This window comes from Nocardia sp. IFM 10818 (assembly GCF_054655275.1).
On the sequence record NZ_BAAHJH010000001.1, the window covers coordinates 845,464 to 860,336 of the forward strand.

A 14,873-nucleotide genomic window follows, 5' to 3' on the forward strand; every position below is an offset into this window, starting at 1 on the left:
CCACTCGAACGGCTCCAGCCCTCCAGGCTGGAGCCGTTGTCGTGCTCGGCCCTTGAACGCTTGTGTCTTTTGGGGGCTTGGAGGCGCAGCCCCCAATGGGGGTCTTGGGGGCTAGCCCCGACCACCGGGGTCCGGGGGCGGAGCCCCTGGGAAAGATACAGCGCCCCGCTTCTTCAGCCGAGAAACTGGGCTACCTCACCCTCCGACCACGGTATTCATGATCGTTCCCGCGCTGGTGGCCGTAGCACCGCCGACCATGGCGTTGGCGATCATCTTGGGGGACTGGAGGCCGCCGCCGCCCCACTTCTCCCAGGCGAAGCGTCCGCCGCCGTAGGTGATGGCGGCGATGCCCGACATCTGGGTGAACCAGGTGAAATAGCGGAACAACTTCATGAGCTTGTCCGCCACGGGCGGGGTTTCGGCGGTGGGGTTGCCCATCTGGGCCAGGACCGTGCCGTACATGTCGTGCGCGGCCAGCAGCATGCTCACGATCGTTTCCTCTCCGATGCGGTTCAGGAGCACAGTGAAACGGGCGATCAGAGCAATTAGAGCTATTCGGACACGATTGTAACCAAGCGAACCGCCGATTGTTGCTGATTGTTTGCAGACTTATTTGCGAACGATCTCCACCGGATCGGCGAGCATGGACGAGATCAGCGACTGCTGCGGCACGCTGCGCGCGGGCAGCGAGTTCAAGGCCTGATTGGCCTGGGCGCCGAGGGTATTGGTGACCGCCTGCAGCTGAGTGACCCCCGTGGTCAGCGCCTGCATGGCGGTCAGTAGCTGCGTACTGCCCTGATCGGCGATCTGCGGAATCTGCTCGGCCAGCTGGGCCCCCTGGCTCAACTGCGCCCCCGCATCGCTCAATCGCGTGGCGGCATCGCGCAGCAACTGGCTGATCGTGGTGTCGGCGGTGACCTCGGTCCCGGTGATCTGCCCGACCCCGCTGAGCTGCCCGCCCGCCTGATTCGCAATGGTCTGCAAGCTCTGCATCTGCTGAATGATCGAGGCCAGCTGCGGATCCCCCGCGAACGGCAGGGCCTGCAGCAACGGCACCACGGTATTGATGCCGTCGCTCAGCGAGGTGGTCGCGCCGGTGATCTGCCCGACGGTCACCCCCGTCGCCGCCAGCGCGTCAGCGAGCTGATTGGCCTGCGCGGTCGCCGCCGCGACGGTGGTATTCAGCTGCGCGATGGCCGAGGTCATCTGCGCCGCACCGACTTTGGCCTGCTCCAGGAACGACAGCAGCTGATCGGCCCCGCCGCTGAACTGCCCCGCCCCGTCCGCCGCGGCCTGCACCCCGGCGCTGAGCAGCTGCGAAGTGAACGCGACCTGCGAAACCTGCCCCCGCGCCGAGTTCATGGCCGCGAAGAACGAATCCAGCCCCGCGGCGCTGATCTGCTTGGTCACCTCGTTCACCGCGTCATTGACGGTGCCGGCGTCGGCCCGGTCGTGGGTGGTCACGGTGACCTGCGCCTGCTGCGGTTTGTCCGTGGCCAGCGAGGAAACCGACGCGGACAGGTCTTCGGGCAGCGTGATGATGGCGGCGTAATCGGCGGTGCTCGCCTCGTCCACCACGTCCCATTCCCGGGTCCCGCTGTCCTGCAGGGCTTTCACCACGCGCTCGCCGGTGGGCCCGGTATCGGCGTTGATCAGCGCCACCCCCGTCGGCGCGGGCGAGAGCCGCAGGAGCGCGACCGCACCCGCGGCGACCGCGGCTGCCAGCAGCAGTACGAACAGGGCCCAGCGGGTGCGTTTTCCGAACACCATTCAGACCGTAGAGGTACCGAATGGCGCTAGCTCTGGCGTTTGTCTGAGAGTTCCGTAAATGGTTCGGGCCGCGGCGTGTTGCGGTCCGGCAATTCCAGGACCAAACGGACACCACCCAGTAGACCGTCATCGAAATAGGCTCGGCCGCCGTGCAATTGCGCCTGCTGCGCGACCAGCGCCAGACCCAGCCCGGAACCGCCCTTGCTGGCCTGACTGCCGCGGAAGAACCGCGCGAACACCGCATCGCGTTCCGCCGCCGGAATGCCGCGCCCATTGTCGTCCACGGTGAGGACGATGTGCCCGTTCGGCGCGCGATGCGCCGACAGCAGCGCCTCGGTGGCCTTGCCGTGCCGCGCCGAATTGGCCAGCGCATTGTCGATGGCCAGCCGCAGCCCGGTCGGCAGGCCGCGGGTGAGCAGTTCGGCGTCGGTGTCGATGCGCACCTTCAGCTCCGGGAAATGCCGCATGGCGTCGTGCGCGGCGGCATCGCAGACCTCGGCCACATCGGTTTCCACATGATCGCGCTCATTGGTGAGATCACCGGCGGCGAGACGCTCCAGGGCGGCCAGGGTGGCCTCCACCCGATTCTGGCTGCGCTGCAGATCGGCCAGGATCTCGATGCGCTGCGCCTCATCCAGATCGAGGGTGCGCAGCACTTCCAGATCGGTGCGCATGGCGGTGAGCGGGGTGCGCAGTTCGTGCGCGGAGACGGCGGCGAAATCGCGGGCGGTCTCCAGGGCCGCGGCGGTCTCGGCCTGCGCCCTGTCCACGCGTTCCAGCATGGTGTTGACGGCCTCCGCGAGCTTGTCGGCCTCGCGCACCCCGGATCCGTCCACCGGAAGCGGCGCGTCCGGATCGCCATTGGGCCCGCGCCGGTCCAGCTGCCGGGTGAGGCTCACGATGGGCCGCACCGCCCGGCCGCCGAACAGCCAGCCCAGTCCCGCGGCCGCCGCCACCGACGCCAGCGCCGCCCACAGCACCCAGCGCCGCTGGGCGGCGGTGGCCTGTTCCGTCGCGGTCATCGGAAGCCCCAGGGACACAACGCGTCCCGTCGGCTGATTCTCACTGGTGGTGAGCACCCGATAGGTTTCCCCGCCCACGGTCACGGTCTGCTTGCCGGTCGGCAGTTCGGGCAGCTGCACCGAGGTGCTGGCCAGGGATCCGTCGGTATTGCGGACGGTCACGGCCAGATCATTGCTGGGCCCCAGCACATTCAGCACCGTCACCGCGATCACGGGCTCGATGAGCACCACCCGGGAGGCCACCGCCAGCTGCTGATCGGCATTGGTGATGTTGTTGCGCTCGATGGCGTAGATGGTGACCCAGCTGAGCACCGCCACAATGATGGTCGCGCCCAGCGCGGCCGCCGCGGCGACGCGCGTTCGCACCGAATACGAACGGCGCCAATTCATTCGGCTGCCTGCATCATTCTCAGTGACCACAGCATTATCGCGCCCACGTCATTTCGGGGCCCGGAGCACGAAGCCCACGCCGCGGATGGTGTGCAGCAGTCGGGGCGTGCCGTCGGCCTCGAGTTTGCGGCGCAGATAGCCGACGAAGACGTCCACCACATTGGTGTCGGCGGCGAAATCGTAGCCCCACACCAATTCCAGCAGCCGCTCCCGGCTCAGCACCACGCCGGCGCTGCGCGCCAAGGTGGACAGCAACTCGAATTCCCTTTTGGTGAGCTCGATTTCGCGTCCGTGCAACAGTGCGCGATAACCCGCCACGTCCACTTCCAGCGGTCCGACCGAAATGCCGCCGGGAATGGTCGAGGCCGGGACGTCCGAGCGCCGCCGCAGCAGCGCCTTGATGCGCGCCACCAGTTCGGCGAGCACGAACGGCTTCACCAGATAGTCGTCGGCGCCGGATTCCAGCCCGGCAATGCGGTCGTCGACCGAGCTGCGCGCCGACAGCACGCAGATCGGCACCTCATTGCCCATGGCCCGCAGCGCGGTGACCACGCCCGCGCCGTCCAGGACGGGCATGTTCATATCGAGCACGACCGCATCGGGGGACTGCTCGGTGACGGCGCGCAGGGCCGCAGCCCCGTCCCGGGCGATGACCACCCGGAAGCCCGAGAGCCGGAGCCCGCGCTCGACCGAAGCCAGGACATCCTCGTCGTCGTCCACGACGAGGACCGTAGGTAGCGCTGTGTTTATCTCGCCCTCCGCTTCGCTCCGGGCGGGGTTCGCGGCCCTGATAGTCTCGATTTTTCACTCCTCCGCTCAGTCGCTGCGCTCCCTCGCTCCGTCGCCGCAGAATCGAGACGGGCCGCGAACCCGCATGTCGTCACACAACAGGCTTGCCCCGGGTTATCCGCGGGGCGAGCCTCTACCTAGTATCGCGCGATCGATGTCAGTAGTTGTGGCATGTGTCGGCGACCTGCTGGATCGCCGCGGCGATTCCGCCCGCGCGCGGGTCGGCCTCGGCCTGGGCGGCGGCGTCCGGGTTGGCCGCCACATAGGCCTCGAACTCGGCCTGGCGCTGCGCGATGGGCTGATCGAACTTGGCCTGCAGTTCGGCCTTCTGCGCCGGGTTCTGGTCGAGGAACTGGGCCAGCGCCGGGGCCTTGTCGTGCAGTGCGGCATCCACCTGGGCGAAGCTGCAGGTCGAATTGAGCAGCGGCGCGACCAGATCCGCCGGGGCCGCCGATGCGGTGGCCGGGACCAGTGCGATGGCGATGGTGGCGAGAGCGCCGGCCCCGAGGACCGCGCCGACCCGGCGATTACGGACGAAACTCATTGCATCGACCTTTCCGATTGGCATGCGCGGGGATCCGCGCCCGCCCGACGGTAGGGCATTGCGGTGGGAGACCGATGAACGATCTCTGAGAAAACTTTGAGGGCACGTACCCGAACAACCGGAGCGAAGCGGAGGCAAATTAAACACTGCCCGCCGGGTCGATCCGCCGCAGCGGCATGGTGGCGGCCGCGGCGGCATCGGCCGCGGCAATACGTTCCCGGTCCTCCATCACTGTGACGGCATCGCGGATCTGCTTCTCCAGCGTCGGCAGCATGCCCGCGTCCTCGATGGTGGGCGGCACCTCGAAGGCGTCCCCGGCCGCGATCTGCCGCATGGTGCGGCGCAGGATCTTTCCCGAGCGCGTCTTGGGCAGGGCCGAGACCGGCACCACGTCGTAGAGGGTGGCGATGGCGCCCACCCGCTCGCGCACCCGCGCGATGACCTCGTCGCGCAATTGTGCGGCGTCGATGTCGATACCGGCCTTGAGCACGACGTATCCGATGGGGCGCTGGCCCTTCAGCTCGTCGGGGATGCCGATGACCGCGGTCTCGGCGACCGCCGGGTGCCCGGCGATGGCGGCCTCGATCCCGCCGGCCGAGAGCCGGTGACCGGCCATATTGATCACATCGTCGCTGCGGCCGAGGACGAACAGATAGCCGTCCTCGTCGAAGTAGCCGGAGTCGCCGGTGAGGTAGTGCCCGGGATAGGCGGAGAGATAGGAGCGCTCGAAGCGCTCGTCGTCGCGCCACAGCGTGGTGAGCGTGCCGGGCGGCAGCGGCAGTCCGATGACGATATTGCCCTCGGTGTTCGGCGGCACCGCATTGCCTTCGGAATCCAGGACGCGCAGCCGGTAGCCGGGCACCGGCACCGAGGCGGAACCGGTCTTGATCGGAAGCTGCTGCAGCCCGAGCGGATTGGCGCAGATCGGCCAGCCGGTCTCGGTCTGCCACCAGTGATCCACCACCGGGCACTCGGGGTGATCGGCGAGCAGGGTGTCGACCGACCATTCGTAGGTGGCCGGATCGAGCCGCTCGCCCGCGCAGAACAGGGCGCGCAGGGTGGACAGATCGTGGCGCTTGGCGGCCGCGGCCTCCGGATCGGCGCGGCGGATGGCGCGCAATGCCGTTGGTGCGGTGAACATCACGTGCACCTTGTAGTCGTCGATCAACCGCCAGAAGGTGCCCGCGTCGGGGGTGCCGATCGGCTTGCCCTCGTAGAGAACGGTGGTCGCGCCCACCAGCAGCGGCGCGTAGACGATGTAGGAATGCCCGACGACCCAGCCGATATCGGAGGTCGTCAGCATGACCTGCCCGCCCTGGACGTCATAGATATTGCGCATGGACCAGGCCAGCGCCACCGCGTGCCCGCCGTTGTCGCGCACCACGCCCTTGGGCTTCCCGGTGGTGCCGGAGGTGTAGAGGATGTACAGCGGATCGGTGGCCGCCAGCGAGACCGGTTCGGCCGGTTCGGCATCGCGGGTGGCGTCGTCCCAGTCCAGCCAGCGCGCGGCCACCGTCTCCGAGGAGGCGGGCAGGGATTCGGTGGCGGCCTGCTCGGCCGGGAAGCGCAGCGCCGGAAAGCCCTCGCGCTGTTTGACGAGCACGGTGCGCGGGGACGTGGTCTCGGCAATATCGAGGGCCTGCAACACGATCGGCGGATATTCGATGCGGCGGCCGGGTTCAAGCCCCCCTGACGCAGTGATAATCAGCACAGGATGGGCGTCGTCGATGCGGGCCGCCAATTCGTGCGCCGCGAAGCCGCCGAACACCACCGAATGCACCGCGCCGATGCGCGCGCAGGCGAGCATGGCGATGACCGCTTCGGGGATCATCGGCATATAAATGACGACGCGATCGCCGGTCCGGACGCCCAGACGCGCCATGGATCCGGCAAATCGGGCGACTTCGTCCAGCAGCTCGGCATATGTGTACGCACGCCTGGTGCCGGTCATAGCGGAGTCGTATATTAGGGCGGGCTGATTGGCGCGACCCCCCTCCTGACCGCTGGATGAGCCGTCCGGGGCTGTGATCTCGCGCACATGCCGATCGAGGGCGTTGTAGGAGGTGTTGAGGCGAGCGTCGGGAAACCACCGGGCCGTCGGCCGTGCCGCGGTATCCAGAATTTGGGTGGGAGGCACGTCCCAGCTGATGCAATCGGCCGCGTCACGCCAGAACTCCGAAGGATCGACCAGGCTCAGCTGATACGCCGGTCGGTACTCCTGCTTCGCGTTCAACCCCGTGACTCCCTAGCTCCGCACCAGCACGCTTGTGATGGGCATGGATGCCCGCCTCGATAGATCAGCCTGATTGTGGCAGACTTCACGCGACGTCCGGGCGGACGCCGCGACCTTTGATAATGCCTGGAATCGGCAGGTCAGAGCCCGGTGGTTGCCAAGAAGTCACACAAGAAGTTATTGATCCGTTAGAATCGCATGTCACATATTTCGGCCGTCATGGACGCAATTTCTCGGCCAGCCGCAGTTCTCGGCCAGCTCTGTCTGTCGAGCCCAGCGTGCGATCGTGGAGGCTCGCGGATGGCGCGTGGCTTGGGCCAGTTTGGAAAGTGAGTGGGAGATGCGTGACGCCGCTAGGTCCGGCAGCACACGGCGCTGGGCGCTGAGCAACTGGGACCTGCGATGGAAGGTGACGGCAGTTCTGGCCGTCCCGCTGTTGGTCGCGGTCGCGCTCGGTGCGTCGAGGATCTCGGCGGAATTCGCCGAGTCGAGCCGGTACAAGACGGCAGTCGAGCACGTCGGGGTGATCCCGGCGATCACCGGTCTGTCCGCGACCGCCTCACAGGTGGCCTCGGGTCAGTCGATCATGTTGTCACCGACCCAGTCGATGACCTCCGAGCCCGAGTTGGCCGCCCTCGACACGGCCATCGCCTTCGCGGAGAAGGCCGCCCCGAAGCTGAGCGATATCCCGAGCGCTCGCTCCGCCATCGACGAGATGATCATCGGCGCCAAGGCGATCCGGGCCAGCGGCCTGGCGCCGACCAAGACCGTCGCCGACGCCACCGCCGCCATCGAGCGCATTCGCGGTAACAGCGTCCGCACCGTGGAATCCATCGTGTCCACGGTCGCCGACAAGAACGTGGACCAGTACAAACTGCGCCTGGTCGACTCGCTGAACACCCGTGCCGTCATGGTCAGCGAGATCGCGGGCGTGGCCGAGGCGCTACGCGGCAATACCAAGGACGGTCTGCGCGACTTCCAGGTCGGCGCGGCCACCGAACGCCACATGCTCAGCGTGCTCGCGCATCGCTTCGACGATGCCGACAAGACCATCGCCGAACTGAATCAGCTGGTCGACACCCGATTGCAGCTGACCTCCGGGCCGCAGGCCGCCTCCGGTTCGCTGCCGATCTCCGAGCTGAAGGATTCGCTCGAGCAGAGCATCAATCGCTATCAGGGCATCGTGAACGACTCCACCCGCGACATCGTGGACCGGGTGAACAGCCTCGCGAGCACCTCGCGCTCCGACGCCATCCGCTACGCGGTCATCGTGGTCGCCACCATTCTCGGCGCGCTGGCCCTGGCCGTGCTCATTGCGCGCGCCATGATCGTGCCGCTGCGCCGGCTGCGCCTGGCCGCGCTGCGCGTCGCCGAATACGACCTCGGTCAAGAGGTTTCCGCGCTGCGTGACGGCGCCGATCCCGAAGACGTGCCGCTGGAACCGATGCCGGTGCACACCGAGGAGGAGATCGGCCAGCTGGCCCGCGCCGTCGACGACATCCACGGCCAGGCGCTGCGCCTGGCCGCCGACCAGGCCGCCATGCGTACCCAGGTCAACGACATGTTCGAGACCCTGGCGCGGCGCTCCAAGTCGCTCGTCGACCACCAGCTCTCGCTCATCGAGGCGATGGAGTACGACGAGAAGGACCCGCGCCTGCTCGAAAACCTCTTCCGCCTCGACCATCTCGCCGCCCGTATGCGGCGGAACGGCGACAACCTGCTGATTCTGGCCGGCACCAAGCAGCGCCGGTCCAAGTCCGCCCCCGTCGAGATCGCCGACGTGCTGCGCGCCGCCATCTCCGAGGTGGAGGACTACGAACGCGTGAAGCTGGGCGCCACCCCGCGCGGCTCCCTCACCGAACCGGCCGCCTCCGACCTCGCGCACCTGTTCGCCGAGCTGCTGGACAACGCGCTGCGCGCCTCGCCGCCGGAAACGGATGTGAAGTTCACCTTCGCGCAGGCGCACGACCAGGGTCTGCTCATCGAGGTCGCCGACCGCGGTATCGGTATGCCGCCCGCGGAGATGGCCGAGATCAACCGCCGTCTGGAGACCACCGCCGAGGTGGGCCCGGACACCGCCCGCCACATGGGTCTGTTCGTGGTCGGCCGGCTCGCGGAACGGCACGGCCTGACCGTGCGGCTGCGGCCGACCTTCGATACCGCCCGCGATCCCGGCGTCACCGTGACGGTGCACGTGCCCAAGCCGCTCATTGTCGGCACCGGCGGGCCGATCTCGGTGCCGCCGCAGCCGAACGCCCAGCAGCCGGCGCCGCAGGGCCCGGCCCCGCAGGGCGCGCAGGGCGGCGGGGGCTCCTCCATGCAGATGCGGGCGGTCACCCGCACCGCGACCGGCAATGTCATGGTCACCGTGGATCCCGGTGGGAGCGGGCCGATTCCGGCCGGTTCCGCGCCGGCGGCCCCGGCCACGCCCGCGCCGGCCGCGGCCAGTGCCGCCACCGGCCTGCCGCAGCGCCAGCCGGGCGCCGCGGCGCCGAGCGTCGGGCTGCCGGTGCGGCAGCCGGGCACCAATGGGCCGACCGTGAAGCACACCGTGGCCACCCCCGGCGTCTCCCGGCCGGGCGGGCTACCCCAGCGGGAACCGGGCCAGCACGGACCGGCCGGGCCGGGCGCCCAGCCGGGCGCGAACCTGCCGCAGCGCGCACCGGGCGAGGGCCCGGCGCAGCCGCGCGGCGGACTGGCCGCCAATATGCTCAAGCGCCAGGGCGGGGGCGGCGGCCTGCCGCCGCGGCCGGGTGCTCCCGGTGCGCCGGGTGAGGGCCTCCCGCCGCGGGATTCGGGTCCGACCCAGCGTGGTCCGGTGCCGCCGCAGCGGGATGCGGCCGCCTCGGGCGGGCTGCCGACGCGCCAGCCGGGCGCCAATGGCGCGCCGCCGCGGGAGCCGGGTCTCGGTCAGCCGCAGCGGTCCGCCTCCGGTGGCCTGCCGCAGCGCGGTGGCGCCGACGGTGGTCTGCCGCAGCGTGAGCCGGGCAAGAACGGCGCACCGCAGCGCGGTGGCGCGGAGGCCGGGCCGAATGGCGCCGCGGGTCTGCCGCAGCGCGGTGTGAGCGAATCCGGCAAGCACGGTCTGCCGCAGCGGGAGGCCGGTGCGACCGGTATCCCGCAGCGGGATTCGGGTCCGACCCAGCGTGGTCCGGTGCCGCCGCAGCGCGATGCCGCCGCGTCGGGTGGTCTGCCGCAGCGGGATCCGGCCGCGGGCGGGCTGCCACAGCGCGGTGGCAATGGCTTGCCGCCGCAGCGTGAGGGCGGTCTGCCGTCGCGTGACGGCCTGCCGCAGCGGGAGGCCGGTGCGACCGGTATCCCGCAGCGGGATTCGGCCGGCGGCGGATTGCCTCGTCGTGCGCCGGGCAGCAATGGCGCGCCCCAGCCGGGTGCTCTGCCGCAGCGCGGCGGAGCCGATTCGGCCGCGGGCGGCTTGCCGCAGCGTGGCAATGGTCTGCCCTCGCGCGACGGTCTGCCCCAGCGGGAGGCCGCCAATGGCCTGACGCAGCGTGGCGCGGCTCCGCAGCGCGAGGGTCTGCCGCAGCGCGATGGTGGTCTGCCGCAGCGCGAAGGCGGTCTGCCGCAGCGGGATCCGGCCGCCGGTGGGCTGCCGCGCCGGGATCCGGGCGCCGGGCTGCCGCCGCGTCCGGCTCCGCTGCCGGGCGTCGGACTGCCGCCGAGCGAGCCCTCGGGTGATCCGAAGGATCGCGGCCGGCACAGCTTCCGCTCGAATCCGCAGAAGGCGGCCTCGTTCTTCCAGACCCGGCTGCAGCCGGCCGGGGAGTCCGAGTCGTCCATGGGCACGCCGATTTTCGCGGAGATGATGTCGGCGTGGCTGTCGGATCCGAATGCGGACCGGTCCCAGGTGGCCGCCTCCTTCGAATCACCTGGCGATGAGGGCTGGCAGGCTGCGCGGCGTGCCATCGAGTCCACGCCGGAGCGGCGCACCGCGGCGGGTCTGCCGCAGCGTGATCCGGGTAACCGCCTGGTGCCGGGCGGTGTGAACGGAAACGCTGACAAGGCGCCCTCTCGGGACCCAGAATCCATCAGGTCAAGTCTGAGTCGTCACCAGCAGGGCGTCCGGGATGGCCGCGCAATGAAAGCTATGAACCTAACCGGAGATAAAGGAGACCGATGAACCCCGATCTAGGTGGTACGAAGCGACAGCTGGATTGGCTGGTTTCGAACTTCGCCAATGAGGTTCCCGGCGTTGCGCACGCGGTTCTCGTGTCGGCCGACGGCCTGCTGATGGCCGCGAGCGCGCAGCTGCCCGTGGACCGCGCCGAACAGCTGTCCGCGGTGACCGCGGGGCTCGCGAGCCTCTCGGTGGGTGTGTCGAATCTGTTCGAAGGCGGCACCGTGCTGCAGTCGGTGGTCGAGATGGAACACGGCTACCTGCTGCTCATGGCTGTCGGCGACGGGTCCTACCTCGCAGTCCTGACCAATACGTCCTGCGACATCGGCCAGGTGGGATACGAAATGGCATTGTTGGTCGAGCGAGTGGGCCAGACCGTTCAGGCCACACCTCGCGTCACGATGGGTTCCTGATGGCGGGATGGACATAGACAACGAACGCGTTGGGAGCGCCGAGCCCAGTCTCGTACGCCCTTATTCCCTGACCGCCGGCCGTACGCGGCCGAAGGTGGAATTGGCGTTGGAAGCGCTCGTCGCATCGCATCCGGTCGCCCTCGAGCGGCAGTTCGAACTCACCAACATCGAGACGTCAATCGTGGAGTTGTGCAGAGAATCGCCGTCTGTCGCCGAGGTCGCCGCGCGCCTGGGTATCCCCATCGGGGTGGCTCGGGTGCTGGTCGCCGACTTGATCGAAGCCGGCCATGTTCGGGTTTCGGCGACATTGAAAGACGATTCCAGCGACGATGAACGTCGCGAGCTGATCGAAAGGGTTCTCAGTGGACTCCGGCGTATTTGATTCGACGACACAGGTCGATACGCGCACCAGCAAGCCCACGTCGGCCAAGATCGTTGTGGCCGGTGGTTTCGGTGTGGGCAAGACGACCCTGGTAGGTGCCGTCTCGGAGATCGTTCCGCTGCGCACCGAGGCTTTGGTGACCAATGCCAGTGTCGGCGTGGACTCCCTGACCGGTGTTCCGTCGAAGGCCACCACCACGGTGGCCATGGACTTCGGCCGTATCAGCCTGGCCGATGATCTGGTGCTGTACCTGTTCGGTACTCCGGGTCAGTACCGCTTCTGGTTCATGTGGGACGACCTCATCCGCGGCGCCATCGGCGCGGTGGTGCTGGTCGACACCCGCCGGCTGGAGGACAGTTTCGCCGCCGTCGACTACTTCGAGGCGCGGAACCTACCCTTCCTGGTGGCCATCAACGAGTTCGACGATGCGCCGCGCTACCCGGTGGAGGACATCCGGCAGGCCCTGGCCATTCCGGCGGATGTGCCGATCATGTCGATCGACGCTCGTCGCCGGGAACCGGTGAAGCAGGCGCTGGTCGCGGTCACCGAGTACGCGCTGCGCAAGGTCGTGCAGGGCTACTAGGACGGTTGCCCGGCCCGGCGTTGCCCGCGGCAACGTCGCGGCCGGTTAAGCTCGCGCCGTGAAGATCTCGGCGCGGGAACTACTCGGCCAATTGCTCGATCCCGGTTCCTTCCAGAGCTGGGATCGACCGCCGGTATCCCTCGACGCGTCCCCGTCGTACGCGCAGGATCTGGCAGCGGCCGCACTGTCGGCGGGCACCGATGAGTCGGTGCTCACCGGTCAAGGCCTCTTACGCGGGCGGCGGGTCGCCGTCATCGCGTGCGAATTCGCTTTTCTCGCAGGCTCTATCGGCGTCGCGGCCGCCGAGCGCATCGTCTCGGCCGTGGAGCGCGCCACCGAACTCGGCCTGCCCCTGATTGCCTCGCCCACCTCCGGCGGCACCCGAATGCAAGAGGGCACAGTCGCCTTCGTGCAGATGGTGAAGGTCGCCGGGGCCATTGCCGCGCACAAGTCCGCGGGCAATCCCTATCTCGTCTATCTGCGCAATCCCACCATGGGCGGCGTCTTCGCGTCCTGGGGTTCGCTGGGGCACATGACATTCGCCGAACCCGGCGCTCTGATCGGTTTCCTCGGCCCGCGCGTCTACCGGGCCCTCTACGGCCGCGACTTCCCCGAAGGCGTCCAAACCGCCGAAAACCTCTACCGCAACGGCGTTATCGACGGCGTGGTCCCCGTGCCGGTCTTCCGCCGCATCGCCCACCGCGCCCTCACCGTGCTCTGTGATTCCCCGCAACCTCTGCCCGACAAGGAAAAGGAAAGGGACCCAAGAGAATTCGACCGGGGTGTCGGAATCTTCGAATCAGGCCACGAACTCTACGGACCCGCCCTGCGCGAGAGCGACGATCTGCCCGCCTGGCAGTCGGTCCTCATCTCCCGCCGCGCCGATCGCCCCGGCATTCGCGAACTGCTCCGCCACGCCACCGACCGGGTTCCCTTGTCCGGCACCGGCCAAGGCGAAGCCGACCGCACCGTGGTGCACGCGCTGGCCCGCCTGCGCGGGCAGCCCTGCATCGTCTTCGGCCACGACCGTGCCGGCCAGTCCGCCGACCAGACCATGGGCCCGGCCGCGCTGCGCGAAGCCCGCCGCAGCATGCACCTGGCCGCCGAACTGCGCGTCCCCCTGGTCCTGGTGATCGACACCATGGGCGCATCCCTGTCGCGAGAGGCGGAGGAGCGCGGCCTGGCTCCCGAAATCGCGCGCTGCCTGGCGGATCTCGTCACCCTGGACACCCCGACGGTGTCCGTTCTGCTGGGCCAGGGCAGCGGCGGCGGCGCGCTGGCCCTGCTCCCGGCCGACCGGGTGCTCGCCGCCGCGAACGGCTGGCTGGCCCCGCTCCCGCCCGAGGGCGCCAGCGCCATCGTCTACCGCGACACCATGCACGCCCCGAGTTTGGCGGCGGCACAACGCATTCGCTCGGTCGACCTGCAGGAGGACGGCATCGTCGACCGCATCGTCCCGGAGTATCCCGACGCCGCCGACGAGCCGGTGGATTTCTCCCTGCGCATGGTCGCCGCCATTGCCCGTGAGCTCGCGAGCCTGTCCGCCGCGCCCGCCGGGGAACTCCGCGCAGCCCGCCACCGGCGCTATCGCCGCCTCGGACTTCCGGGTGGCTGAGCGGCCATCCATATCGCAACCAGTTGCCGAGAGATAACCAGCATTCACATGCAGCCTTCAGAGTCCGCGACCAAGACAGGTAGAGGACGAGCCGGCATGGTCGTTGACCGCGGGGCAAACGGCTTCTACGGTCGAAACGGTGACCTACAGGAGTGAAACGAGCCCCATCCCGTCCATCGTGCTGAACGACGGGCAGGTGATGCCCAAGCTCGGGTTCGGCGTGTTCCAGGTTGCCGCCGACGTGGCGGTGAACACCGTGGCCACGGCGCTGCAGGTCGGCTACCGCAGCATCGACACCGCCGCGGTCTATCGCAACGAGGCCGAAGTGGGCCGCGCCATCGCCGAATCCGGGCTGCCGCGCGATGAGATCTTCGTCACCACCAAGGTCTGGAACGATCACCAGGGCTACGACGCCACGCTGCGCGCCTTCGACGAGAGCATGAAGCTGCTCGGCCTGGACCGTCTCGACCTGTACCTCATTCACTGGCCGATCGCCCAGGCCAATCTCTACGTGGACACCTTCCGCGCCCTGCAGGCGCTCAAGTCCCAGGGCCGGATCACCTCCATCGGCGTCTCCAACTTCCAGCGCCCCCATCTGGAGCGCGTCATCGCCGAGACCGGTGAGACCCCGGTGGTGAACCAGATCGAACTGCACCCGTATCTGTCCCAGCCCGAGCTACGCGCCTTCCACGCCGAGCACGGCATCGCCACCGAGGCCTGGAGCCCCCTGGGTCAGGGCGCGGAACTCGAGGACCCGGTCATCACTGCCATCGCCACCGAGACCGGCCGCACCCCCGCCCAGGTGATCCTGCGCTGGCATATGCAACTGGGCAATGTCGCCATCCCCAAGTCGGTCACCCCCTCACGCATCGCCGAGAACTTCGAGGTCTTCGACTTCGAGCTCACCAATGATCAGATGGCTCGAATCCACGGCCTGGACAACGGCACTCGCGTCGGCCCGGACCCGGACACCTTCATGGCCGGCGCACCCGCCTGA

Annotated in this window: 12 protein-coding genes; 6 read left to right on the forward strand and 6 right to left on the reverse strand. The window is 68.8% G+C overall.

All coding sequences use genetic code 11. From position 1 onward, the window contains the following. Nucleotides 1-195: 195 nt before the first annotated feature. The 6 genes from ACYQ5L_RS04060 to ACYQ5L_RS04085 form a co-directional block, all read right to left on the reverse strand. Complete coding sequence (locus ACYQ5L_RS04060) at nt 196-483, reverse strand: hypothetical protein (protein ID WP_459963321.1); 288 nt, start codon at nt 481-483, stop codon at nt 196-198. A 126-nt stretch (nt 484-609) separates the two neighbouring features. Then, entirely contained in the window at nt 610-1,770 is a 1,161-nt protein-coding gene (locus ACYQ5L_RS04065; RefSeq protein WP_459955569.1) for a YhgE/Pip domain-containing protein, read from the reverse strand. Between the two features lie 26 nt (nt 1,771-1,796). Next, nucleotides 1,797-3,182: a HAMP domain-containing sensor histidine kinase gene (locus ACYQ5L_RS04070; protein ID WP_459955571.1), complete on the reverse strand. Its 1,386-nt coding sequence runs from the start codon at nt 3,180-3,182 to the stop codon at nt 1,797-1,799. Between the two features lie 48 nt (nt 3,183-3,230). Then, entirely contained in the window at nt 3,231-3,902 is a 672-nt protein-coding gene (locus ACYQ5L_RS04075; protein ID WP_459955573.1) for a response regulator transcription factor, read from the reverse strand. Between the two features lie 226 nt (nt 3,903-4,128). Beyond that, nucleotides 4,129-4,515, reverse strand: coding sequence for a hemophore-related protein (locus ACYQ5L_RS04080; protein ID WP_459955575.1), 387 nt, complete (start codon nt 4,513-4,515; stop codon nt 4,129-4,131). A gap of 139 nt (nt 4,516-4,654) precedes the next feature. Next, a complete protein-coding gene (locus ACYQ5L_RS04085) occupies nt 4,655-6,748 on the reverse strand; it encodes an AMP-binding protein (RefSeq protein ID WP_459955576.1) in 2,094 nt (697 codons plus the stop codon). A gap of 340 nt (nt 6,749-7,088) precedes the next feature. Here ACYQ5L_RS04085 and ACYQ5L_RS04090 point away from each other — a divergent pair, with 340 nt between their 5' ends. The 6 genes from ACYQ5L_RS04090 (at nt 7,089) to ACYQ5L_RS04115 (ending at nt 14,873) form a co-directional block, all read left to right on the forward strand. Beyond that, nucleotides 7,089-10,886 carry an ATP-binding protein gene (locus ACYQ5L_RS04090; RefSeq protein ID WP_459955578.1) on the forward strand — a complete coding sequence of 1,266 codons (3,798 nt, stop codon included), beginning with the start codon at nt 7,089-7,091 and terminating at the stop codon, nt 10,884-10,886. Next, the gene (locus ACYQ5L_RS04095; RefSeq protein ID WP_029930951.1) at nt 10,883-11,296 is read left to right on the forward strand and encodes a roadblock/LC7 domain-containing protein; all 414 of its coding nucleotides are present in this window, start codon (nt 10,883-10,885) and stop codon (nt 11,294-11,296) included. The genes ACYQ5L_RS04090 and ACYQ5L_RS04095 overlap by 4 nt, the downstream gene beginning before the upstream one ends. 7 nt (nt 11,297-11,303) lie before the next feature. After that, entirely contained in the window at nt 11,304-11,678 is a 375-nt protein-coding gene (locus ACYQ5L_RS04100) for a DUF742 domain-containing protein (RefSeq protein WP_067531005.1), read from the forward strand. Beyond that, on the forward strand, nt 11,659-12,261 hold the full coding sequence (locus ACYQ5L_RS04105) for a GTP-binding protein (protein WP_459955582.1): 603 nt from the start codon (nt 11,659-11,661) through the stop codon (nt 12,259-12,261). Before ACYQ5L_RS04100 ends, ACYQ5L_RS04105 begins: the two co-directional genes overlap by 20 nt. A gap of 58 nt (nt 12,262-12,319) precedes the next feature. Further along, nucleotides 12,320-13,876, forward strand: coding sequence for a carboxyl transferase domain-containing protein (locus ACYQ5L_RS04110; protein WP_459955584.1), 1,557 nt, complete (start codon nt 12,320-12,322; stop codon nt 13,874-13,876). Nucleotides 13,877-14,015: 139 nt separating this feature from the next. Further along, nucleotides 14,016-14,873: an aldo/keto reductase gene (locus tag ACYQ5L_RS04115; RefSeq protein WP_459955587.1), complete on the forward strand. Its 858-nt coding sequence runs from the start codon at nt 14,016-14,018 to the stop codon at nt 14,871-14,873.

What these genes read in the sequence shown, in the direction of transcription:
- ACYQ5L_RS04065 (WP_459955569.1), bottom strand. Translation starts at nt 1,770, where the DNA reads ATGGTGTTCGGAAAACGCACCCGCTGGGCCCTGTTCGTACTGCTGCTG.
- ACYQ5L_RS04080 (WP_459955575.1), bottom strand. Translation starts at nt 4,515, where the DNA reads ATGAGTTTCGTCCGTAATCGCCGGGTCGGCGCGGTCCTCGGGGCCGGC.
- ACYQ5L_RS04060 (WP_459963321.1), bottom strand. Translation starts at nt 483, where the DNA reads ATGCTGCTGGCCGCGCACGACATGTACGGCACGGTCCTGGCCCAGATG.
- ACYQ5L_RS04070 (WP_459955571.1), bottom strand. Translation starts at nt 3,182, where the DNA reads ATGAATTGGCGCCGTTCGTATTCGGTGCGAACGCGCGTCGCCGCGGCG.
- ACYQ5L_RS04095 (WP_029930951.1), top strand. Translation starts at nt 10,883, where the DNA reads ATGAACCCCGATCTAGGTGGTACGAAGCGACAGCTGGATTGGCTGGTT.
- ACYQ5L_RS04090 (WP_459955578.1), top strand. Translation starts at nt 7,089, where the DNA reads ATGCGTGACGCCGCTAGGTCCGGCAGCACACGGCGCTGGGCGCTGAGC.
- ACYQ5L_RS04100 (WP_067531005.1), top strand. Translation starts at nt 11,304, where the DNA reads ATGGACATAGACAACGAACGCGTTGGGAGCGCCGAGCCCAGTCTCGTA.